This is a genomic window from Nocardia sp. GCM10030253 (genome assembly GCF_042675075.1).
Taxonomy (GTDB): domain Bacteria; phylum Actinomycetota; class Actinomycetes; order Mycobacteriales; family Mycobacteriaceae; genus Nocardia.
In genome coordinates, this window is the sequence record NZ_JBHTDL010000008.1 from 375,701 (window position 1) to 397,473 (window position 21,773).

Annotated in this window: 21 protein-coding genes; 13 read left to right on the plus strand and 8 right to left on the minus strand. The window is 67.1% G+C overall.

Annotated features, from left to right (window positions below; genetic code table 11):
- Positions 1-194 precede the first annotated feature (194 nt).
- Genes ACFQZZ_RS20265 through cofD form a run of 3 tightly spaced genes read right to left on the minus strand, consistent with a single transcriptional unit; the run spans position 195 to position 3,083 of the window.
- Positions 195-713 (minus strand): NUDIX hydrolase, encoded by a 519-nt coding sequence (locus tag ACFQZZ_RS20265; protein ID WP_378682816.1) that lies wholly within the window; start codon positions 711-713, stop codon positions 195-197.
- 13 nt (positions 714-726) lie between these two features.
- Positions 727-2,088, minus strand: coding sequence for a coenzyme F420-0:L-glutamate ligase (locus tag ACFQZZ_RS20270; RefSeq protein WP_378682819.1), 1,362 nt, complete (start codon positions 2,086-2,088; stop codon positions 727-729).
- A complete protein-coding gene (gene cofD / locus ACFQZZ_RS20275) occupies positions 2,085-3,083 on the minus strand; it encodes a 2-phospho-L-lactate transferase (RefSeq protein ID WP_378682822.1) in 999 nt (332 codons plus the stop codon). The genes ACFQZZ_RS20270 and cofD overlap by 4 nt, the downstream gene beginning before the upstream one ends.
- A 492-nt stretch (positions 3,084-3,575) precedes the next feature.
- Here cofD and ACFQZZ_RS20280 point away from each other — a divergent pair, with 492 nt between their 5' ends.
- From ACFQZZ_RS20280 to ACFQZZ_RS20310, 7 genes are all read left to right on the plus strand, one after another.
- Entirely contained in the window at positions 3,576-3,809 is a 234-nt protein-coding gene (locus ACFQZZ_RS20280; RefSeq protein ID WP_040709504.1) for a WhiB family transcriptional regulator, read from the plus strand.
- A 62-nt stretch (positions 3,810-3,871) separates the two neighbouring features.
- Complete coding sequence (locus tag ACFQZZ_RS20285; RefSeq protein ID WP_378682825.1) at positions 3,872-4,351, plus strand: metallopeptidase family protein; 480 nt, start codon at positions 3,872-3,874, stop codon at positions 4,349-4,351.
- A 122-nt stretch (positions 4,352-4,473) separates the two neighbouring features.
- Entirely contained in the window at positions 4,474-4,851 is a 378-nt protein-coding gene (locus tag ACFQZZ_RS20290) for a DUF3499 domain-containing protein (RefSeq protein ID WP_378683187.1), read from the plus strand.
- A gap of 54 nt (positions 4,852-4,905) precedes the next feature.
- Positions 4,906-6,282 (plus strand): phosphomannomutase/phosphoglucomutase, encoded by a 1,377-nt coding sequence (locus ACFQZZ_RS20295; protein WP_378682828.1) that lies wholly within the window; start codon positions 4,906-4,908, stop codon positions 6,280-6,282.
- An 88-nt stretch (positions 6,283-6,370) separates the two neighbouring features.
- Positions 6,371-7,597, plus strand: a complete 1,227-nt coding sequence (locus tag ACFQZZ_RS20300; RefSeq protein ID WP_378682831.1) for a tobH protein — start codon at positions 6,371-6,373, stop codon at positions 7,595-7,597.
- On the plus strand, positions 7,597-8,832 hold the full coding sequence (gene manA / locus ACFQZZ_RS20305) for a mannose-6-phosphate isomerase, class I (RefSeq protein ID WP_378682834.1): 1,236 nt from the start codon (positions 7,597-7,599) through the stop codon (positions 8,830-8,832). Before ACFQZZ_RS20300 ends, manA begins: the two co-directional genes overlap by 1 nt.
- 102 nt (positions 8,833-8,934) lie before the next feature.
- A complete protein-coding gene (locus ACFQZZ_RS20310) occupies positions 8,935-9,855 on the plus strand; it encodes a cation diffusion facilitator family transporter (protein ID WP_378682841.1) in 921 nt (306 codons plus the stop codon).
- A 142-nt stretch (positions 9,856-9,997) separates the two neighbouring features.
- Here the strand turns inward: ACFQZZ_RS20310 and ACFQZZ_RS20315 are convergent, their stop codons facing one another.
- The gene (locus tag ACFQZZ_RS20315) at positions 9,998-11,464 is read right to left on the minus strand and encodes a phytoene desaturase family protein (protein WP_378683190.1); all 1,467 of its coding nucleotides are present in this window, start codon (positions 11,462-11,464) and stop codon (positions 9,998-10,000) included.
- A gap of 174 nt (positions 11,465-11,638) precedes the next feature.
- Here ACFQZZ_RS20315 and ACFQZZ_RS20320 point away from each other — a divergent pair, with 174 nt between their 5' ends.
- Positions 11,639-12,070 (plus strand): DUF4267 domain-containing protein, encoded by a 432-nt coding sequence (locus tag ACFQZZ_RS20320; protein ID WP_378682843.1) that lies wholly within the window; start codon positions 11,639-11,641, stop codon positions 12,068-12,070.
- Between the two features lie 86 nt (positions 12,071-12,156).
- Positions 12,157-12,372 (plus strand): DUF4287 domain-containing protein, encoded by a 216-nt coding sequence (locus ACFQZZ_RS20325; RefSeq protein ID WP_378683193.1) that lies wholly within the window; start codon positions 12,157-12,159, stop codon positions 12,370-12,372.
- Positions 12,373-12,429: 57 nt separating this feature from the next.
- Here the strand turns inward: ACFQZZ_RS20325 and ACFQZZ_RS20330 are convergent, their stop codons facing one another.
- On the minus strand, positions 12,430-13,788 hold the full coding sequence (locus tag ACFQZZ_RS20330; protein WP_378682846.1) for a cation:dicarboxylate symporter family transporter: 1,359 nt from the start codon (positions 13,786-13,788) through the stop codon (positions 12,430-12,432).
- A 205-nt stretch (positions 13,789-13,993) separates the two neighbouring features.
- Between ACFQZZ_RS20330 and ACFQZZ_RS20335 the strand changes: the two genes are divergently transcribed.
- Together ACFQZZ_RS20335 and ACFQZZ_RS20340 are read left to right on the plus strand one after the other, a co-directional pair.
- A complete protein-coding gene (locus ACFQZZ_RS20335) occupies positions 13,994-15,511 on the plus strand; it encodes an ATP-binding protein (protein WP_378683196.1) in 1,518 nt (505 codons plus the stop codon).
- Positions 15,508-16,206: a response regulator gene (locus tag ACFQZZ_RS20340; RefSeq protein WP_378682849.1), complete on the plus strand. Its 699-nt coding sequence runs from the start codon at positions 15,508-15,510 to the stop codon at positions 16,204-16,206. The genes ACFQZZ_RS20335 and ACFQZZ_RS20340 overlap by 4 nt, the downstream gene beginning before the upstream one ends.
- A gap of 68 nt (positions 16,207-16,274) precedes the next feature.
- On the opposite strand, the gene ACFQZZ_RS20345 is transcribed toward ACFQZZ_RS20340, so the two are convergent.
- The 3 genes from ACFQZZ_RS20345 to rfbD all read right to left on the minus strand — a co-directional run bounded on the left by ACFQZZ_RS20345 (position 16,275) and on the right by rfbD (position 19,245).
- Positions 16,275-17,354, minus strand: a complete 1,080-nt coding sequence (locus ACFQZZ_RS20345) for a sugar phosphate nucleotidyltransferase (protein ID WP_378682852.1) — start codon at positions 17,352-17,354, stop codon at positions 16,275-16,277.
- A gap of 51 nt (positions 17,355-17,405) precedes the next feature.
- The gene (locus ACFQZZ_RS20350; RefSeq protein WP_378682855.1) at positions 17,406-18,296 is read right to left on the minus strand and encodes a glycosyltransferase family 2 protein; all 891 of its coding nucleotides are present in this window, start codon (positions 18,294-18,296) and stop codon (positions 17,406-17,408) included.
- A 91-nt stretch (positions 18,297-18,387) separates the two neighbouring features.
- A complete protein-coding gene (gene rfbD / locus ACFQZZ_RS20355; protein WP_378682858.1) occupies positions 18,388-19,245 on the minus strand; it encodes a dTDP-4-dehydrorhamnose reductase in 858 nt (285 codons plus the stop codon).
- 145 nt (positions 19,246-19,390) lie between these two features.
- On the opposite strand from rfbD, the gene ACFQZZ_RS20360 reads away from it, so the two are divergent.
- Positions 19,391-20,899, plus strand: coding sequence for an LCP family protein (locus tag ACFQZZ_RS20360; RefSeq protein WP_378682860.1), 1,509 nt, complete (start codon positions 19,391-19,393; stop codon positions 20,897-20,899).
- Positions 20,900-20,902: 3 nt separating this feature from the next.
- Positions 20,903-21,622, plus strand: a complete 720-nt coding sequence (locus ACFQZZ_RS20365; RefSeq protein ID WP_378682864.1) for a TIGR03089 family protein — start codon at positions 20,903-20,905, stop codon at positions 21,620-21,622.
- Positions 21,623-21,773 lie beyond the last annotated feature (151 nt).

Below are 21,773 nucleotides of genomic sequence, written 5' to 3' on the forward strand. Positions count from 1 at the left end.
TCAATTGACATTAGAGATCTAATTGTCTTCTGTCTATACAAAACAGATGATTTGTACAGACTGGCGGAAACGGCAAATCGGACACCCCGGAGACCTCGTTCGGAAGTGGGGTGTGTTGCGAGGTACGAGAGACGAACGGAGTCGAATGGCGGCCAGGACCGGGCCGCCAATCGACTACCGCCGATGAGCGCCCATCAGCGCAGCAGCACGTCGGCGTCCGCTGGCAGCGCGTCGATCGGCCACCAGCGCAGGTCGGTGGATTCGGCGCTGCGGACCGGGATCGCGCCGGGTGGGGCCACGATCCGGAACAGCAGATCCAGATGCCTGGTCGGGACACCGAGCGAGCAGGTGATCGGATGCGCCTGCGCGCCATACAGTTCCGGATCCATCCGCAGACCCGTCAGACCCGACTCCTCGGTCGCCTCCCGCAGTGCGGCAGCGGCCACCGTCTCGTCGCCTTCCTCACAGTGCCCACCGAGCTGGATCCAACGACCCACCCGCGGGTGCAGCGTCAGCAGCACCTCGCGTTCATCATGCGAGAACACCACCGCCGATGCCGTGATGTGCCCGGGTACGTGCTCACGCAAGCACCCGCGCGGCGCCGACCCCAGAAACGCCAGCATCGCTTCCCGCAACGAAGCATCCGCCCCCACCACCGGCCGCCAAGCCTCGAGCAACTCCGTCGCCGAAGCATGCAGTGAACTCGCGCTCATCGATCCGCCTCGGTCACAGTTCGACCAGGCCGAGGCCGGTGGTGTGCACGGGGCGGGGGGTCAGTTCCTCCAAGGGGTGGCCGATGGCGATGCCGCCCAATGGGTTCCAGTCCTCGGCCAGGCCGAGGATGTCGCGAGTGATTTCCGGCGCGAAGATGGTCGAGCCGATCCAGCAGCTGCCGAGGCCCTCGGTGGCGAGGGCTACGAGCAACCCCTGGACGGCCGCGCCGACCGCGACGGTGAACATGGTTCGCTCGTTGGCACGGCGCCGCTCGTCCGGGTAGTCGTGCGCGCCGTCGGGCACGCAGAACGGGATGATCACCTCGGGGGCGTCGAAAAGGATTCGGCCACGAGCGATTCGGCGCTCGACCCGTTCCGGCGACAGCCCGTCGGCGGTGAGGTCTTCGCGCCACTTCTCCGCCATCGCCTCCAGCAACTGTTTGCGCAGTCCGGGCTTGCGCAGCCAGACGAACCGAACCGGACGAGTGTGATGCGGCGCGGGCGCGGTCAGTGCCACTGCGACAGCGGCGCGGACGCGCTCGGGATCGACCGATGCGTCAGCGAACTGCCGGACCGATCGGCGCAGCAGCACCGCTTCCGACCGGCCCTTCTCGATGGCCTCCGCGGTGCCGAGCCAGAAAAGGTCGTCGGTGCCGCCACGCAATAGATCGGCGGCGGTGGAACCGTCGTCGCTGACCGGCAGCCCGCGCACCACCGCGACCGGCACGCCGCCGAGTTTGCCCTTCACCAGATCCGCCGCGGCGGCGAGTTCGTCCGCCACCGCGACCTGAGTGACATGTAGTTCGTTGCCCTGGCCGTCGACAGCGCCCGCGTAGTCGTGCAGCACCCGCAGTCCGGAGGAGCCGATGGCGGCGTCGGTCTGGCCGGTGCGCCAGGCCCGGCCCATGGTGTCGGTGATGATCACCGCGACGGCAACCCCGAGCCGTTCGGACAACGCGGTGCGCAAGGCCTTCGCACTGGCGTCGGGGTCGGACGGCAACAGCACGAGTTCACCCTGCTCGACATTGGAGCCGTCCACGCCGGAGGCGGCCTGGACGATGCCGAGCTTGTTCTCGGTGATCAGCGTGCGGCCTTTGCGCGCGAGCACGCGCACGGCTTCCTGCTCGACAAGGGCGCGGCGCGCGGCATCACGCTCCTCCGGGTCGAGCGGGGCCTCGACGATCCTGCCCTCGGCCTTGGCGACGATCTTGCTGGTGACGACGAGGATGTCGCCGTCGGCCAGCCACGGCGCGCAAGCGGCGATGTGTTCGGCGAGATCGTCGCCGGGCCGGAACTCCGGCAGTCCGGTAATCGGCAAGATGCGCAGCTCCCCCGCCGCGTGATCGGTCGGGCCGAGCACACCTTCCGTGGTCATGGCTTCACTCCCGCGAGGTCGAGCGCCTCCCGCACCATTTCGGCGGTAGTCGGCGGATCGGTCATCAACAAAGGCACACTGCGCACCTCGACGCCCGGCACGTCGGCGGTGTCGGTGGTGTGGATCAACCAGCCGTCGAGGATGCCGGTAGCAGTGCGGGCGCCGTAGTAGCGGCCGATCGCCTCGGCGGTGGTCTCGACGCCGATCACCGAGAGGCACTCGTCGGCCATGCCGCGCAGCGGCTTCCCGTCGATCACCCCGGACACCCCGATCACCTTGGCGTCGGTGGTGCGCAGCGCGCCGCGAATACCCGGTACCGCGAGGATCGCGCCGATGCTCACCACCGGGTTGGACGGGGCCAGTAAGACGGCGTCAGCGCTCGCTATGATCTCCGTCACATTTGGCGCCGGCTTGGCTTCATCGGCCCCAATTGTGGCGAATCCATGGGTGTCGATGTTCGCGCGGTAGCGAACCCACCACTCTTGGAAATGGATCGCGCGGCGTTCGCCAGGGTTGTCGGGGTCGCTCACAACCACGTGTGTTTCGCATCGATCGTCCGTTGCCGGGATCAGTTTCACGCCCGGCTGCCACCTATTGCAGAGCGCCTCGGTCACCGCCGAGAGCGGGTACCCGGCACGCAACATTTCACTGCGAACCAAGTGCGTGGCGATGTCTCGATCGCCGAGACCGAACCAATCGGGCTGAGCGTGATATTTGGCCAGCTCTTCCTTGGCGTGCCAGGTTTCGCCGAGCCTGCCCCAGCCGCGCTCGGTGTCGATTCCTCCGCCGAGGGTGTACATGCAGGTATCGAGGTCGGGGCAGATGCGAAGGCCATGCATCCAGACGTCGTCACCGACGTTGACGATCGCGGAAACGTCTGCCTCGGGCAGCAGTTCCCGAACGCCTTGCAAGAAGCGCGCGCCACCGACTCCGCCCACCAGGACGGCAATCCGGGGCCCGCCGGCTGGTGCGGTGTCCGCTTGTTGTGGAGTCACATCCGCACAGCCTATGCGGTGCCGGAGCGGCCGCAGTTCATCCCATATTTGCTGCTCATTTGCTATTTGGCGGTTCAAGATCAATCTGGAATGCGGTTGCGGATAGTAACGGAATTGCGACGGCGGCTTGACCATCGACACGTCCGGCGTGTCTAATCACAGTCATGTCATTTCGGGTTCGCGTGAGAGATCAAGGCGCGGACGGCTTTTCGAACAGGTGTTCGCATCGGGATGACAAGCTCGGGGATGTCCGCGGGACAACGTCGCGGGGTAGGGCCGTCGGTGTGCGTGTTGGTCCGACGGAAAGAATCATTCTGCGCTAACACACAGTGAGGAGGCGGAGCGATGGCCAACGAAATGGTCTCGCCGACCGATTCCACAGCAGGCGCAGCACGTGGCGTCTGCGCAGACATCGGCCGGATCGAGCATGAGGGGGGTAACGAAGTCTCGGCACCACCCCGGCTCAGCCTGGTCGTGACGGGCTTCGACGAGATGTTCGAATCCATCGAGGAGCAGTGGCAGGAGCGCGCCCTGTGCGCGCAAACAGATCCCGAGGCGTTCTTCCCCGAGAAGGGCGGCTCGACCCGCGAGGCCAAGCGGATCTGCCTGGGCTGCGAGGTACGCGACGAGTGCCTGGAATACGCACTCGCGCACGATGAGCGCTTCGGCATCTGGGGCGGCCTCTCCGAACGCGAGCGGCGCCGCCTGAAGCGTGGTATCGGCTAGAAGACGCGAGGCCAGCCTGCCTCGGTGCGCGAGTTCGCGGCGGGCTGGCCTAGATTTTGTCCATGGCGCATTTTCGGAACCGACGACCGCCGACCGCTCGGTCGGTGATCCGCCGCGGCCGTGGGTTGCGCGGGCCGATGCTGCCGCCGACAGTGCCCGCGTGGCGAACCCGCGGCCAGCAGTTCGATCGGCTGGTGCTCGAAGCGTTCGCGCCGCTGGACACCCGCTGGCACGATCGGCTCACCAAGCTGGATATCGCGGTCGACGATGTGCCGAAAATCCGTCCGCTGCACCCTGATTCGGTCACCTGGCCGGACGAGGTCGTGGCCGATGGGCCGGTGCCGCTGTCGCGACTCATCCCGGCGGGAGTCGACCGGCACGGCGTGGCGACACGCGCCAGGGTGGTGCTGTTCCGCAAACCTCTCGAACTCCGTGCGGGCGACCCCGACGATCTCGTCGATCTGCTCCGCGAAGTCCTCGTCCAGCAGATCGCCACCTACCTCGGCGTCGACCCCGACCTCATCGACCCCGAGGGCGATTAGCACGAGATCAGTTGTCGCCGTGCGGACTCGCCGGCGGTGATCCGGACAAGTCTCATCCATTACCTGAGCGTGTCTGCCTCCATCGGGCGGCGTGGCGGGTTACTCTCATCGTCGTGATCCCCATGCGTCGTTGCTGCCGACCAGGCTGCAAGAATCCGGCCGTAGCGACGCTCACCTATGTGTACTCGGACTCGACAGCAGTCGTCGGACCGCTGGCCACGGTGGCCGAACCGCACTCCTGGGATCTCTGTGAAACGCACGGTTCCCGGATCACCGCCCCGAAGGGCTGGGAAATGGTTCGCCACGAAGGCGGATTCTCTTCGAGCACACCGGATGACGACGATCTGACAGCTCTGGCCGAAGCGGTACGTGAAGCGGGATTACGCCGTCGCCCGCCCGAGCACGATCAGCGCGGCTACTCCGACTACGCCCCGCCGCCGCGGGCCACCCGAACCGGTCGCCGCGGACATCTGCGAGTGCTGCCCGACCCCCCGAGCTGACCAGAGGGCGGGACCGTGTCAGGGGCGCCTCGGGCAACCACTAGGGTGGTTCCCATGACAGTCGCGCGCTCTGCCGAATTCGTGAACGCGGTGATCAAGGCCTACGACGTTCGCGGAGTGGTCGGTGAACAGATCGACGCGCAATTCGTAAGGGACGTAGGCGCTTCCTTCGCCAGGCTGATGCGCGCCGAGGGCGCGAACCGCGTGGTCATCGGACACGACATGCGGGATTCCTCGCCTGGTTTGGCCACTGCTTTCGCCGACGGCGTACTCGATCAAGGCCTCGATGTGGTGCACATCGGGCTCGCCTCCACCGACCAGCTGTACTTCGCTTCCGGCAGCTTGGACTGCCCGGGCGCCATGTTCACCGCCAGCCACAACCCGGCCCGCTACAACGGCATCAAGATGTGCCGTGCGAAGGCACTGCCCGTCGGTCAGGACACCGGCCTCGCCACGATCAAGAGCGAGGTCATCGAGGGCGTCCCCGCCTACGAGGGCGCGCGCGGCACCGCCACCGAGGTCGACCTGCTCGCCGACTACGCGACGTACCTGCGCGGGCTGGTCGATCTCGACGCGATCCGCCCACTGACCATCGCGGTGGACGCGGGCAACGGCATGGGCGGGCACACTGTGCCCGCGGTGCTCGGTGCTCTGCCGCAGCTGAAGATCGTGCCGCTGTACTTCGAACTGGACGGCTCGTTCCCCAACCACGAGGCGAACCCGCTCGACCCGAAGAACCTGGTCGATTTGCAGGATCTGGTGCGCAAGTCCGGCGCCGACATCGGCCTCGCGTTCGATGGCGACGCCGACCGCTGCTTCGTGGTCGACGAGAACGGCGACCCGGTGTCCCCCTCGGCGATCACCGCGCTCGTCGCCGAGCGCGAGCTGGTCAAGGAGCCGGGCGCGGTCATCATCCACAACCTCATCACCTCGCATGCGGTGCCGGAGCTCGTCACCGAACTCGGCGGCACCCCCGTGCGCACCAGGGTCGGCCATTCGTTCATCAAGCAGGAGATGGCCGCCACCGGCGCGGTATTCGGCGGCGAGCACTCCGCGCACTACTACTTCCGCGATTTCTGGGGTGCTGATTCCGGGATGCTCGCGGCACTGCACGTGCTTGCCGCACTCGGCGAGAAAGACCGGCCGATCTCGGAGCTGATGTCGTCGTACGCAACGTATGCGGCCTCCGGAGAGATCAACTCCACAGTGGCGGACGCACAGGCGCGGACGATGGCTGTCGTGGAGGCATTCGGGAACCGGACCGTATCGGTGGACCGGTTGGACGGGGTGACCGTGCAGCTGCCCGACAACGCCTGGTTCAATCTTCGCGCGTCGAATACCGAACCGTTGCTCAGGCTGAACGTCGAAGCCCGATCGCCGGAGGAAGTAGACGCACTCGTGACCGAGATTCTGAGCATCGTTCGCTCCTGACTGGAATAGTGGAATCACAGGCCTTGGATTCGCCCGATCTGGGTTCGGTGTGGATGGCACAGCGCGATGAGGGGAGGTGGGACGCCCGATGATCGCTGGAACACCGGTGCTCGACCTCGACGATGCTGCTTCGCTCGAGGCAGCCGATGCCGGCGGCGCCCTGCGCTCGGCCGCTTCCGGCGGCGCTCAGGTGCGCGCCACCGCCGCAGCCGTCGCTGAAGATGCGCTCGCGCGCCTTGCCGATCTGCGCCCACGCAGCGTGGTGCTCGTCTCCGGCGCAGGCCGAGCCGCGCGCGCCGCTGCGCTGCTCGTCGCCGCGCTCGGCGATCGAGCAAGCTTCCCCATCGTTCCCGTCTCGTCGCTCCCGCCGTGGGTCGGTCCGCTCGATGTGGTCGTCGTCGCCGGTGACGACGCGGGCGATCCACGACTGATCGATGCCGTCGACCGCGCGGTGCGCCGTGGCGCCGAGGTGGTGGTCGCCGCTCCGCACGAGGGACCGCTACGTGCCGCTGCAGCAGGCCGGGCGGTGCTGTTGGAGCCAAGAGTCCAGGTGCTCGATCACAATCGGCTGCTGCGCTTCCTGGCGGCGGGAATGGCCGTCCTGCGGATCGTCGACCCGACGCGTGCGGGCGCGGCGGTGCCCGACCTGACCGAACTCGCCGATGTGCTCGATGCGGAGGCGCTGCGCGACGGCCCGCACAACGAGGTCTTCCACAATCCGGCCAAGACCCTCGCCGCTCGCATGCACCAGCGTGGGGTCGTGCTGGCAGGAGACTCCCCCGCCACGGCCGAATTGGCCGAGCACAGCACCGAGGTGCTGCTGCAGTCTGCGGGCCGAGTGGCTGCCGCGGTGAATCTGGCCGAGGCCGTAGCCGCCAATCCCCGAATGATCGAGGCCGCAGGGCAATCCGCGCCGAACTTCGATCCGATGTTCCACGACGAGGAACTCGACGGGCCGGTACCGGTGGAGCGCATGCGCGTGTTCGTGCTCAGCTGCGATGCCGATCAGTCCGCCGCGCGGCGCAGGCTGGCCGTGTTCGGCGCCGCCGGGTCCGGGCTGGTGGACGCCGACCTGGTGCGCGCCGACGTCGACCTGCTGCACACCACGCTCACCGACCCGTCCGTCCCCACACCGGCCAGGCAGGACGAACCCGGCCGCGGTGACAGTGGCCTCGGCACCACCGGGCACGGCACCGAGCTCGAACAGCTCGCGGTGCTGGCGCTCAGACTGGAAATGGCCGCCGCCTATCTACGGCTGATCGGTTCTCGCGGTAGCGCGACCGAGGGCCAGGGGCAGTACGGGGGACGCTACTAGTGCACGAACTCGTTGGTGCGCTGCGTTCCTACGCTTGGGGTTCACGCACCGCGCTCGCTCAGTTGTGCGGCCGACCGGTACCGTCCGCGCATCCGGAAGCCGAACTCTGGTTCGGCGCGCATCCCGCCGATCCGGCGCATGTGCGCATCGACGGGGACAGCAGGTCGCTGCTGGAACTGGTCTCGGCCGACCCGGATCGGGAATTGGGCGCGGCCGCATCGGAGTTCGGTGGTCGGCTGCCGTTCCTGTTGAAGATTCTCGCGGCCGAGGAGCCGCTGTCGTTGCAGGCGCATCCGAGTTCGGCACAGGCCCGTGCCGGGTTCGAACGGGAGAACCGGACGCGAGTGCCGTTGGACTCGCCGATGCGCAACTACCGCGACGAGAACCACAAGCCGGAGTTGGTCGTCGCGCTGGATCGGTTCGAGGCGCTGGCCGGATTCCGTGATCCGCGCCGCACCGTCGAGCTATTCCGCGCACTGGACGTGCCCGGGTTGGATCCCTACGCGAACCTGCTTGCCGCCCAACCGGATTCGGCGGGTCTGCGGACACTGTTCACCACCTGGATCACGCTGCCGCACGCCGCGCTGAGCAAGCTGCTGCCGCAGGTACTCGACGGCTGCGTGCAGTACCTGTCGGGCGGTGCCTCGCTCCCCAAGGGACGTCGGGAGTTCGTCGCCGAGGCGCGCACCGCGCTCGAGCTCGCCGAGGCCTATCCGGGCGATGCCGGAGTGCTTGCCGCGCTGCTGCTCAACCGGCTGACCCTGGAACCGGGGCAGGGCCTGTTCCTAGCGGCCGGCAATCTGCATGCGTACCTGCGCGGACTCGGCATCGAAATCATGGCCAACTCCGACAACGTGTTGCGCGGCGGGCTGACGCCGAAGCATGTCGATGTGCCGGAGCTGTTGCGGGTGCTGGATTTCGAACCGATCGACCTGCCGGTGGTGCTGCCGGAACCGGTCGGCGACGGATCGGTCTGCTATCGGACGCCCGCGCCGGAATTCGCGCTGCGCCGCTTCGACTTGATCGAGGGCTCGGCACAGGTGCCGCTGACCGCGGCCGGGCCGGGGATCGTGCTGTGCACGTCGGGCTCGGTGCGCCTACTGCACGGCAGCTCACAGCTGGTGCTCGAGCGCGGCGCGGCGGCCTGGATCTCGGCTGCCGACACCGATATTCGCGCCCAGGCGGTGGACGGCAACGCGCAACTGTTCTGCGCGTGTGTAGGTGGCCCGAACTAGCCCGTCCGGATTGCCCGGCTCGTTTGCCCTAGTCTGTTTCGAGCGCGGCAGTGTGTCCGCGGGTGGCGGGACGATCGAAGACAGCAGAGAGGACCAAACCGTATGTCGGCTGGTGGTGGCAAGAAGGCGATCCTCGCGGCGTTGACGGCGAACGCAGGAATCGCGGTGGCAAAGTTCATCGGCGCGGCGATCACCGGTTCGGCGTCGATGCTTGCCGAGGGCGTGCACTCGGTGGCCGACACCGCCAACCAGGGACTGCTGCTGGTCGGTCAGCGCCGCGCCGAGCAGGAGGCCGATGAGCTGCACCCGTTCGGGTACGGGCGCAACCGCTACTTCTACTCCTTCATCGTGGCCCTGGTGCTGTTCACGCTCGGCTCGGTCTATGCCATCTACGAGGGCATCCACAAGATCCAGCATCCGGAGGAGCTGAGCTCGCCGATCGTCGCGGTCGTCATCCTCGGCATAGCGATCGCGTTGGAGGCATTCAGCTTCCGCACGGCCATCCGGGAATCCCGGCCGCTCAAGGGCAATGCGAGCTGGTGGAAGTTCATCCGCAACTCGCGCAGCCCAGAGCTGCCGGTGGTGCTGCTCGAGGACAGCGGCGCGCTGATCGGTCTGGTCCTCGCCTTCGGCGCGGTCGTGCTGACCATGGTCACCGGTGATCCGATCTGGGACGGCATCGGCACGCTGGCCATCGGCATCCTGCTCGGTGTCATCGCGATCGTGCTGATCATCGAGATGCAGAGCCTGCTCATCGGCGAGGGCGCCACCCCCGACGAGGACCGCGCCATCCGCGCGAACCTGGTCGACGACACTCGCATCGATCGCGTGATCCACGTGAAGACCCAGTACCTCGGACCGGAGGAAATGCTCGTCGCCGCCAAGGTGGGGATCACCCCTGGGCTGGACATCGAAAATATCGCCGCCGCGATCGACGACGCCGAGACCCGGGTCCGCGCCGCCGTGCCCGCGGCGCGGATCATCTATCTGGAGCCGGATCTGTACCGCACGAAGGACGTATAGGGCGGACATCCGGCCACGGCGTCCTGGTCGACACCGCAGGCCAGCGCCCGCGCGCCCTTGTCGGTCTCGAGCACGGCAGATACACCAGCGGAGCATGTAGATCGCCCGAAATGGCTTGCTGCTCGCTGACCTTCGACGGACGTCAGGCCGATACCTGCGGCGCGCGCAAGAGCTCCAGCGGATCGGTGTCGATGCCGAATTCGTGGCGCAGCACGTGCCGGGCGGCGTGTAAACCGTTCATGCCGTGCACGCCGGGGCCCGGTGGGGTCGATGCCGAACAGAGGTAGACACCCGGCAGCGGCGTGGCGTAGGGATTCCATCTCGGGGTGGGACGGAAGACGGTCTGACGCAATGTCATTGCGCCCGCGGAGATGTCGCCGCCGATGTAATTGGCATTGTGGGAGGGCATTTCGGCGCCGGTGCGGACATGGGTGGCCAGAATCAGGTCACGGAAGCCAGGGGCGAAGCGCTCGACCTGCGCGATCACGGACTCCGTCATGTCGCGGGTCGAACCGTTCGGCACATGCGCGTAGGTATAGAAGGTGTGACCGCCCGCCGGTGCGCGGCTCGGGTCGACCACACCGGGCTGGATGGCGAGCACATACGGTCGCGCCGCGTGTTGTCCTGCGGCGATGGTCCTTTCGGCGGCCATCGCCTGCACCCGAGTGCCGACCAGGTGCAGGGTCCCGGCAAGATCGCAGCCCTCGGCCTGCCACGGCACCGGTCCGGACAGTGCGAAGTCGACCTTGCACGCGGCACCGCCGTAGCGGACGCGGCCAAGGCGCGCGGCGTAGCGGTCCGGCAGTCGAGTTCCCGCGAGGCGCAGCAGTTCAGCTGGGGCAGTATCCAATACGACCGCCCGGGTGCCGCCGAATTCCTCCAACGAGTCGACGCGGTGGCCGGTGACGACGCGACCGCCGAGACGCGCTAGCTCGGCGATCAACGCATCCGGAATCGCCTGGCTGCCGCCCCGGGGAAGCACCCAGCCGCCCGCGTGCGCGAGGGTGCCGAGCAACAGACCGGCGCCGACGGCAGGAAAGGCGCGCGGTGGGGTGATCGCGTGGGTGGCAACACCGGTCAACAGCGCCGGCGCGGCCTCCTCGCGAAATCGCATGTTCCACAACGGCGATCCCTGCTCCATCATGCGCAGGCCGAAGCGCACCGCGGTCGACAGATCCGCGGGGAGATGGCGCAGATCCGACATCGCCAGATCGACGACCGCACTCGCGCGGCGGACCAGGGGCCCGAACAGCGAGCGCCATGCCGCGCCGTCGCGGCCGAGACCGTCCACGGTTCGGTCGAGATCGCGCCAGGCCAGCCCGGCCGTCCCGCCGTCGAGCGGATGCGCGTAGGACACCTGCGGCGCAAGCAGTTCCACCCCGTGCGCGGGCAGATCGAACGCACGGAAGAACGGCGACGCCAGCGCCATCGGATGCGCACCGGCGCAGACATCGTGCCGATAGCCGGGGAGGGTCAGCTCCGCGGTCCTGGAACCGCCGCCCGCGGTGTCCTGTGTCTCGTGCACCTCGACGGCCAGTCCGGCCCTGGCCAGGATCACCGCCGCGGCGAGTCCATTCGGTCCGGATCCGACGACCACAACATCAGGCATGTCCACCACTCTGCCCTGCCCGACACTCCAGCGCTCCCAGGTGCCGTCCTCGACAGACTTTCGCATCCGCTTGTCTAGCAACGCTAGACAATCTATCTAAGCTCCGTTAATGTTGCTCACATACCTAGCGACGCTAGATTTCAGAGCATCGAGAACGCGCACCAAGGAGCGACCATGAACATCTCCCGCATCGCCACCGTCCTTTCCCTCATCGGCGCGGCGTTCATCCTCTACATCGGCATCAGCTACCTGATCACGCCGGAGACCATTGCCACCGGATTCGGCCTGCCGGAATGGCCGAAGGGCGACGCGGTCGCGTTCATGAACCTGAAGGGCGTCCGCGACACCGTCTCCGGGGTGCTGATCCTGGCGTTGCTCGCGACGCGGCAGCGGTTCGCGCTGGGCATTGTGATGCTGGTCCTCGCGCTGGTCCCCACCGGCGACATGCTGACGGTGCTCAGCTGGAACGGCTCGGCGGGCGCGGCATTCGGCATCCACGGCCTCACCGCCGTCCTCGTCGCTCTCGCCGGCGCACTGCTGATCCGCGAGCACAGCACGTCGAACAAGACCGTCACCGAGCCGGTAGGCACCGCGGTCGCCGCGTGATCCAGACCACACACGCTCGCCGATGAATTCGCGAGCGGAGGTTCGTCTACTCCACTGAACGTCCGAACAATCAGGAGATGACCGCCATGACGACCAAGCCGCACGGCCCCGCGTCCTACTTCCCGTCGATCGAGGCCAAGTACGGCCACACCATCGATGAGTGGAAGTCCCTGATGCGCGAGTCGGGCCTGGCGTCGCACAAAGAGCTGGTCGCCTGGCTTAAGGATGAGCACGGCTTCGGCCACGGCCACGCGACCGCGGTCACCCAGCACCACCTCAACCCGGAGAAGTGGGCGTCCTGACGCACACACCACGAGGGGCCCGCAGATCCTGCGGGCCCCTTCGTTTTCGGTTGCAGCCTAGGCCGTGACCAGGTCCTTGGACTCGGGCTCGGGCTGCGGCCGCGGATCATGGACATCGTCGACCATGGTCCGCTCGTCGAAGGGCAGCTCACGGTCGAGCACCGTGCGAACCCGATCGACGTCGACCGTCTTGGTCCAGGTGCCGACCAGCAGCGTCGCGACAGCATTGCCGGAGAAATTGGTGAGGGCACGAGCCTCGGACATGAAGCGGTCGATACCGACGATCAGGCCGACGCCGTCGAGCAGTTCGGGTCGGTGGCTCTGCAGTCCGCCCGCCAGCGTCGCCAGCCCGGCGCCGGTCACGCCTGCCGCGCCCTTCGACGCGACGATCATGAACAGCAGCAGCCCGAGCTGTTCGCCGATGCCGAGCGGCTTGCCCATCGCGTCGGCGATGAACAGCGAGGCCATGGTCAGGTAGATGGCGGTGCCGTCCAGATTGAACGAATACCCGGTCGGCACAACAACACCCACCGTGGTGCGCTCGACACCGAGGTGCTCCATCTTCGCGATCAGGCGCGGCAGCGCGGACTCCGAGGACGAGGTGCCGACGATCAGCAGGTACTCCCGCGCCAGGTAGCGGACCAGCTTGAAGATCGAGACACCGGACACCGTCCGCAGCAGCACACCGAGCACACCGAAGATGAACACCAGACAGGTCAGATAGAAGGCGATCATCAACAGCCCAAGCTGCTTCACCGCATCGAGCCCGGTCTTGCCGACCACGTTCGCGATCGCACCGAAGGCGCCGATCGGGGCCAGCCACAGGATCATCGACAGGATGCGGAACACCAGCTTCTGCAGCGTCGCCACCCCGCGCAGCACCGGCTCGCCCGCACTCCCCATGGCCTGCACCGCGAATCCGACCAGCAGCGCCACGAACAGCGCCTGCAGCACGCTGCCCGCGGTGAGCGAGGAGACCAGCGTCGTCGGGATGATGCCCTGCATGAACTCCCAGGTGCCGCCCGCGGCGTGCGCCTGATCGGCCAGCTTCGTACCCTGCTTGGCGGTCTCGGCGATGTTCATACCCGTGCCCGGCTCCAGCAGATTGCCGACGACGAGACCGATGCCGAGCGCCACGGTCGACATCACCATGAAGTACCCGATGGCAAGGCCGCCCACCTTGCCGACGGTGGCCGCCGCACGCACCGAACCGATGCCGAGGACAATGGTGCAGAAGATGACCGGTGCGATCATCATCTTGATCAAATTCACGAACATGGTGCCCAGCGGCGCCATCGACTGACCGACACCGGGCGCGAGCCAGCCGACCAGAATTCCCGCCCCGACGGCGACGATGACGGCTAGATACAGCCAATGGGTACGGTCGCGCCGCTGCTGTTGCGTTGTGTCGCTCATAGCGAGTGCTGTCCTCTTCAGTGGTACCGGCGTGAGGTGGGTCACCACCCCTTGTGCACAATGTTGGCGGCCGGAGTGATGCCGGTCACGCTTTGGTGCATTACGTTCAAGAAAGACAGTGTTCAGCGGAGGACAGTTTGTGAGACGTGGTCGGCTAACTCTGGCCGGGCAGGCATTCGTACTGCAACTGGTTGTGCTCGCGCTGATGATCGGCATCGGAGCGGTCCTCGCGGTATTCGATGCACGCCACGACAGCGATGTGACAACCACCCGCGAGGTCACCGATGTCGCGGTGGCGGTCGCGCGGGCTCCCTCCACGCTCGCCGCGGTGCAATCCCCCGATCCCACGGCGCTGCTGCAACCGGTGACCGAGCGGATTCGCAAGGACACCGGCATGGACTTCATCGTGGTGATGGCGCCGGACCGGACGCGGTTCACCCACACCACGCCCGAACGCATCGGACAACCCTTCAGCGGCAATATCGATCGCGCACTGGCTGGGCAGACATTCACCGAGACCTACACGGGCACGCTCGGGCCATCGATACGCGCGGTGACGCCGATCTACGACGACGGTCGAGTCGTCGCGCTGGTGTCGGCCGGCGTGACCCGGGCCCGCATCGGCGACCAGGTCGCCACGCAACTGCCGGTGATCCTCGGCGTCGCGGCCGCTGGACTGATGGTCGCGGCGGCGGGTTCCTTCCTGTTGAGTCGCCGGCTCCGCCGCCAGACGCACGGCCTCGCGCCGGACGAACTGCGCGCCATGTACGAGCAGCACGATGCGGTGCTGCACTCGATCCACGAAGGCCTCGTGGTGTTCGGTCCGTTCGCCGAGCATGCGGAGGTCGTCAACGACCAGGCCCGCAGGTTGCTCGACCTGCCGTCAGGTCCGGTGCAGCGCAACGATCTGCCGCTGTCGATGCAGAGCATGAGCTGGGGCGTGGTGCGCGACGAGATGCACGTGACCACCGACCGGATACTGCTGGTCAACCAGGATGTGGTGGCCTGGGAAGGCCGACCGATCGGCACCGTGATGACCATCCGTGATCACACCGAATTGCGAACCGTAATGGGCGAACTCGATTCCGTGCGCGGACTCGCGGAATCACTGCGGGCACAGGCACACGAATCGGCCAACCGGTTGCACACCGTGGTAACCATGGTGGAACTGGGCCGCTACCGGGAGGCCGTGGAATTCGCGACCGCCGAACTCGAACTGTCCCAAGCACTCATCGATCGGCTGCTCACCTCGGTCGGCGACCCGGCGCTCGCGGCACTGCTGCTCGGCAAGGTGAACCAGGCCGCCGAACGCAGCGTCGAATTGACCATCACCGAGGACACCGCCCTCGACTCGACCGCGCCCCTGTCCGCGCACGAAACGGTGACGCTGGTCGGCAATTTGATCGACAACGCCATCGATGCGGCCGCGGACGGCGCCGACGGCTGGGTGGAAGTGACCGTGCGCCAACTGGATTTGGCAGACGGGGCGGCCAGCCACCAGGATTCAGCGCTGTACCTGCATGTCGCGGACAGCGGCCCCGGCATGTCCGCCGAGACATTCGCCCGTGCCGCCGAACGCGGCTACTCGACCAAGGCCGACCATCAGGGGCTCGGCCTGGCACTGGTGCACCGGCTGGTCGCCCGGCACGGCGGCGCGATCCATACCGAGCGAGATCCGGAAAGCGCGGTCTCCGTGACGATTCCACGAAAGGTCGCACCATGATCCGGGTCCTGATAGTCGAGGACGAACCACTGATCGCCGAGGCGCACCGCGCCTACGTCGAACGCATCCCCGACTTCACCCCGGTCGGTATCGCGCACACCGGTCGCGACGCGATGCGCGCTGCCGCCGACGCCGCGGCCGAGGGCACCCCGATCGACCTGGTACTCATGGACATCGGCCTGCCCGATGCCAGCGGCCTCGATGTAGCCGCCGCGCTTACCGGCCTGGCACCCCGCCCCGATGTCATCGCCATAACCTCGGCCCGCGATCTGGCCATGGTCCGCACCGCCGTGTCCCATGGCGTCGTGCTCTACCTGCTGAAACCGTTCACCTTCGCGGCATTCCGCGACAAACTCGAACGCTACCGCGAGTTCCGCACCGCGCTACCCGCAGGCGAAACCGCCATCTCCCAGCAAGACATCGACCGCGCCCTCAGCGCCCTACGCACCTTCGACCAACGCGCCACCGCCCCCAAAGGCGTTGCCCCGCAAACCCTCGACGAAATCTCCCGGGTGGTCCGTGACGCGCCCGAAGGCGTCACCGCTGCCGACACCGCGACAACCATCGGCGTCTCCCGCATCACCGCATGGCGCTACCTGGAAAAACTGGCCGAAGACGGCTTGGTCGACCGGCGCTCCGACTACGGGCGAGCGGGTCGTCCCAAAACCCGTTACCTGTGGAAGATCCGGAGCTAGGACTTCTCAGCTCGAGCCGACCGAAACTGCCGTCGCCGAACCACATGTCGACGACGGCAGGCGAATCACTACACGTCGGTGGAGAAGCGGATGCCACCGTCGGGGATGTCGACGCCGGGCCACACACGGGCCCCGCGTAGTAGTTCGCAGCGGGCCCCGACGTTCGCGCCGTCACCGATGACGGCATCGCGGACGAGGGCGCGCGGGCCGATGCGGGCTCCGAAGCCGATGATGGAGCGTTCGACGGTGGCGCCTGCTTCGATGCGGGCGCCGTCGAAGAGGACCGCGCCGTCGAGGCGAGCGCCCGCGCCGACCTCCGCGCCGCGGCCCACGACGGTGCCGCCGATGAGCAGGGCGCCTGGGGCGACGCCCGCACCCTCGTGGACGAGGAATTCGCCACGCTGGCCGGGCAGCGCCGGTGAGGGGGCGATGCCACGCACCAGGTCGGCGGAGCCGCGGACGAAGTCCTCCGGCGTGCCCATGTCACGCCAGTAGGAGGAGTCCACGTGGCCCTGCACGCGGGCGCCCTCGGCGAGCAGCGCGGGGAAGACCTCACGCTCCACCGAGACCGGGCGTCCGGCCGGAATCTTCTCGATGTATTCGCGACGGAAGACGTAACAGCCCGCATTTATCTGGTCGGTCGGCGGATCCTGTGTCTTCTCCAGGAACGCGGTGACCCGGCCGTTCTCGTCGGTCGGCACACAACCGAAGGCGCGCGGGTCGCTGACCCGCACCAGATGCAGCGTCACATCGGCCTTGGTCGACTCGTGGGTGTCGAGGATCGAGCCGAGGTCGGTGCCGCCGAGCACGTCGCCGTTGAACACCATGATGTTGTCCGCGCGCAGCTTGGACAGCACATTGCGGATACCGCCGCCGGTGCCGAGCGGCTCGGTCTCGGTGACGTACTCCAACTCCAGGCCGAGCTCGGACCCATCGCCGAAATGCTCCTCGAACACCTCCGCCTTGAAGGAGGTACCGAGCACGACGTGATTGATCCCGGCCTCGGCGATGCGGGCGAGCAGATGCGTCAGGAACGGCAGTCCGGCCGTCGGCAGCATCGGCTTTGGCGCCGACAGGGTCAGCGGACGCAGCCGCGTACCCTGCCCGCCGACCAGAATCACGGCGTCGGTGCCTGCATTTCCTGCCATCGAGCTCCCCTGTTCACAGTGGATTGTTCGGCTGTGCGCCAGTTGACGCGGCTAGCTCTGCGCCTGTTGACGCAGCGCAGATCGAACCGCAATCCGCGATCGGATCGCAAGTCCAGCGCGCAACGCGAGCCGCAGCGGCGCCTGCCACCAGTGCGGATGCCGGTCGGCTTGGAAGCGGTATGCGCTCGCGTGGTGCGCGGGCAGCATTATTTCCGGGTGGCGTCCAGCTGCGTGCCCCTTGGCGTGAGTCACCTCCGCGGACGGCACGAACACGTTGTGCCAACCGGCCTTGCCCATCCGGTCGCCGAAGTCGACGTCCTCCATGTACATGAAGTAGCGGGAGTCGAATCCGTCGATGGAATCGAAGGCCGCGCGTCGCACCAGCAGGCACGATCCCGACAGCCAGCCGACGGTCCGCTCGGAAATCTCTTCGTTCTCCTGCCGGTAGCGCCGCGTCCAGGGATTGGACTTCCACACCGTACCGAGGATCGCGTGCCCGGCGCCGTCGAGCAGGCCGGGCACCGAGCGCGCCGATGGGTAGAGGCTGCCGTCCGGTTCCAGCACCTTCGGACCGAGTGCGCCCGCGCGCGGCCAGCGTTTCGCGGCGGCCAGCAGTTCATCAATGGAATCGGTGCCCCAGCGGATGTCCGGGTTGGCGATGATCACGAACTCGATATCGGGATCGATCTCCGCGACGGCCCGGTTGATCGCCCCGCCGTAGCCGATATTGCCGCCGGTACGCAGCAGCCGCACGTGCGAATTCGCCTCGGCCGCCAGCTCCGGCGTGCCATCGACGGAGCCGTTGTCGGCGAGGATCACCTGTGGCTTCTCGCTGGTCGCATCGGCCAGCGTGGTGATGAAGTGCTCGAGGTGCTCGCCAGGTGAATAAGTCACCGTGACGACGACAAGCCCGCCTGGGGCCGCAGAATCGGAAGCGCTCATACCTCCGCCTCGCTGACGCTCGGCTCCGGCATGACCGCTCGGGCGGCTGTTTCTCTGGTTCGCTCGCTGCGCTCACTCACGACGGTTCAGCCTAGTCGGACAGACGCGACAGCGCGTCCCCGAGTGCCTGCTGCCAATCTCGCAGCGGGCTGAGCCCCGCACCGATCCACGAATCGTTGGACAACACCGAATATGCCGGGCGCCGTGCAGGTCTCGGAAACGCGGACGAGTCACACGGACGTACGCGGGCGGGGTCGGCGCCGATTCCGGCGAATACCGCCTGCGCCAATTCGAACCAACTCGCCTGTCCCGCATTGGTTGTGTGTAGCAGCCGGGGCGCGTCCGGGCGGCCGACCAGCTCCAGCAGACCCGCGGCCAGGTCGCCTGCGTAGGTCGGGGAGCCGAGCTGATCGTCGACCACGTCGATGGTGTCGCGTTCGCGTTCCAGCCGCAGCATGGTGGCGACGAAATCATTGCCCGCGCCCGCGTACACCCACGCGGTCCGCACCACCTGCGCATCCGGAGCCAACTTCGATACTGCCTGCTCACCTGCCAATTTCGACCGGCCGTATACAGTCGACGGCCCGGTCGGATCGGTGGTGTCGTACGGCCGGTCGTTGGTACCGGGGAACACATAGTCGGTCGAGAGATGGATCAGCCTGGCGCCTGCGGCGGCGCAGGCGGCCGCGAGCACGGCCGGTCCGGTCTCGTTTCCGGCGAAGGCCGCGTCCGGATCGGATTCGGCCTGGTCGACGGCGGTGTAAGCGGCGCAATTGAGCACCACGTCACCGGGTTCGATCACCGCACGCACCGCGGCCGAGTCGGTGATGTCGAGTTCACGGTGACCGAAGGCACGGGCGGCGGGTGCGCGGCGGAGTATCTCCCGTCCGAGCTGCCCCCGTGCCCCGGTCACGATCAGACGTCCTGGGGCTGCGGTGTCGGCGGTCACGGCCGCAAGTCTGGCACGCCGAGACACCTGCGGTTGATGTCCGCTGCGGTAACCGTTGGTTAGCCTAGATGGACGGGCACGGGGGTTTACCGGAAATTGGGGGCGGTCTGGCGCTGTCTGGAGAGAACCTGAGTTAATCGAGAGGATGCAGAAGTTGCCGCAGCGGAGCAGGACGTCGGTGCGATCGCGACTATCCGGCGCTGATGCCGGATCGGGCGCGTTCGGTCCGCTGCGCGTGTTCATCGCGATCGGCGCGGTGTTGGTCCTCGTCCTCACCGGCTTCGCTTGGCACAGCGTCGATGCGCTGATCTCCAATATCGAACGCATCGGCAACCTCGGGCTGGGCGGTGGCCGCGACGGCGCCGTGGACATCCTCCTCGTCGGCGTGGACAGCCGCACCGACGCGCACGGAAACGCGCTGAGCGACGAGGAACGCGCGATGCTGCACGCGGGCAACGAGGTCGGCACCAACACCGACACCATCGTGCTGATGCGCGTCCCGAACGACGGCCGCTCCGCCACCGCTATCTCCATCCCCCGCGACTCGTATATCGATATCCCTGGCCTCGGCATGGGAAAAATCAACTCCGCCTACGGCGCGACCAAGGAAACCCAGCGGCTGAAGCTGATCAACCAGGGCGTTTCCGCGGCCGACGCGGAGAAGCAGTCCACCCAGGCAGGCCGTCAGGCACTGATCAAGTCGGTGGCCAATCTGACCGGTATCACCGTCGACCACTACGCCGAAGTGAGCCTGCTCGGCTTCGTGCTGCTGACCGACACGGTCGGCGGTGTCGAGGTGTGTCTGAACAACCCGGTCGACGAGTGGATGTCCGGCGCCGACTTCCCGGCCGGTCGCCAGCGGCTCGACGGGCCGCAGGCCCTCGGTTTCGTGCGCCAGCGCCACGATCTGCCGCGCGGTGACTTGGATCGGATCGTGCGCCAGCAGGTCTTCATGGCGCAGTTGGTCGGTCAGGTGCTCAATGCGAAAACGCTGGCCAACCCGGGCAAACTGAAACAGCTCAGCGATGCGGTCGGACGCACCGTTGTACTGGACGATAATTGGGACGTGCTCGCGTTTCTGCAACAGCTGCAGGATCTTTCGGGCGGTCAGGTGAAGTTCGAGACGGTGCCGGTCACCGATCTGAACAGCATGACAAGCAGCGGCGAATCGGTGGTCCGTGTCGATCCCACGGCCGTCAAGACCTATGTGGCAGCGCTGGTCGACGGCAAATCCGAGCAGTCCGCTGCGGCCACGGTCGACCCGGACACCGTGAGCGTCAGCGTGTTCAACGCGAGCGGCGTCGGTGGACTTGCGGGACAGGTGGCGCAGGCGCTGGCCGCGAAGGGTTTCCACGAGGGGCTGGTGAGCAACTACACCGGTCCGAGTGTCACCAGCAGCAGGGTGCTTGCCGCGAACACCTCGGACCCGAAGGCCAAGGCCGTGGCGAAGGCACTCGGCGGACTGACGGTGGTCGCCGATCCGTCGTTGTCGCCGGATTCGATCAGCGTCGTGCTGGCAAGCGACTATTCTGGGCCGGGCTCGGCTGCGAGCAGCATGTTCGACATCTCCGGGACGTCGACGGCCACCGCAACGCCGGTCCCACCCGCCCCACCGATCGACGCAGGCCAGACAGGACCGAAATGCGTGAACTGAACGATGCGTGACAAAGACCAGAGACTGACCCTCACCGAGGCGGTGCTCGATCCGATCCTCGAACGCGAACCCGCGGGTCCGCGCGTCACCTACTACGACGACTCCAGCGGCGCCAGGATCGAGCTATCCGGGCTGACGCTGGCGAACTGGGCGGCCAAGACCGCCAACCTGATTCGCGACGAGTTCGGCCTGAGTCCCGGCGCCAGGGTCGCGGTATTGCTGCCCGCGCACTGGCAGACCGCCGCGGTCCTGCTCGGCTGCTGGTGGGCGGGCACCGAGGTGGTGCTGCGGCCCGATCCCGACGCCGATCTGGCCCTTGCCACGGCCGAAAGGCTCGACGAAACCGACGGTGTCGCCGAGGTTGCCGCTTTGTCACTGGATGCCTTCGGCATGCCGGTGCGCGATCTTCCGGTCGGCATCACCGATTTCGCCACCTCGGTGCGCGTGCACGGTGACCAGTTCCTGCCACGCGGAGCAGGTATGGCACTGGACGGCATGCCGGTGTCCGAGGTATTGGCCGAGGCCAAAAAATCCGCACTGCTGCAAGGGTTTTCCGAGGGCGACCGGGTGCTGTCGAGCGCGTCGTGGGATACCCCCGCGGAGTTGATCGACGGTCTGGTCTCGGTGCTGGCCGCGGGGGCTTCGCTGGTGCAGGTGGTCAATCCCGACCCGGCTCAGTACGAGCGGCGCGTGGAATCCGAACGGGTCACGGTTCGACGCTGAAACTCGGCTGAATCCCGGCGTTCGCCGGGAGGACAGTGGCGTTCACTGGGAGAATCGATAGGTGCGGCGGTTGACGGCTCCTACCACGGTATAGGGCCGCCATCCGACCATGGGACGTTCCACAATCACAGACGAATCCGTAGGGTGGATA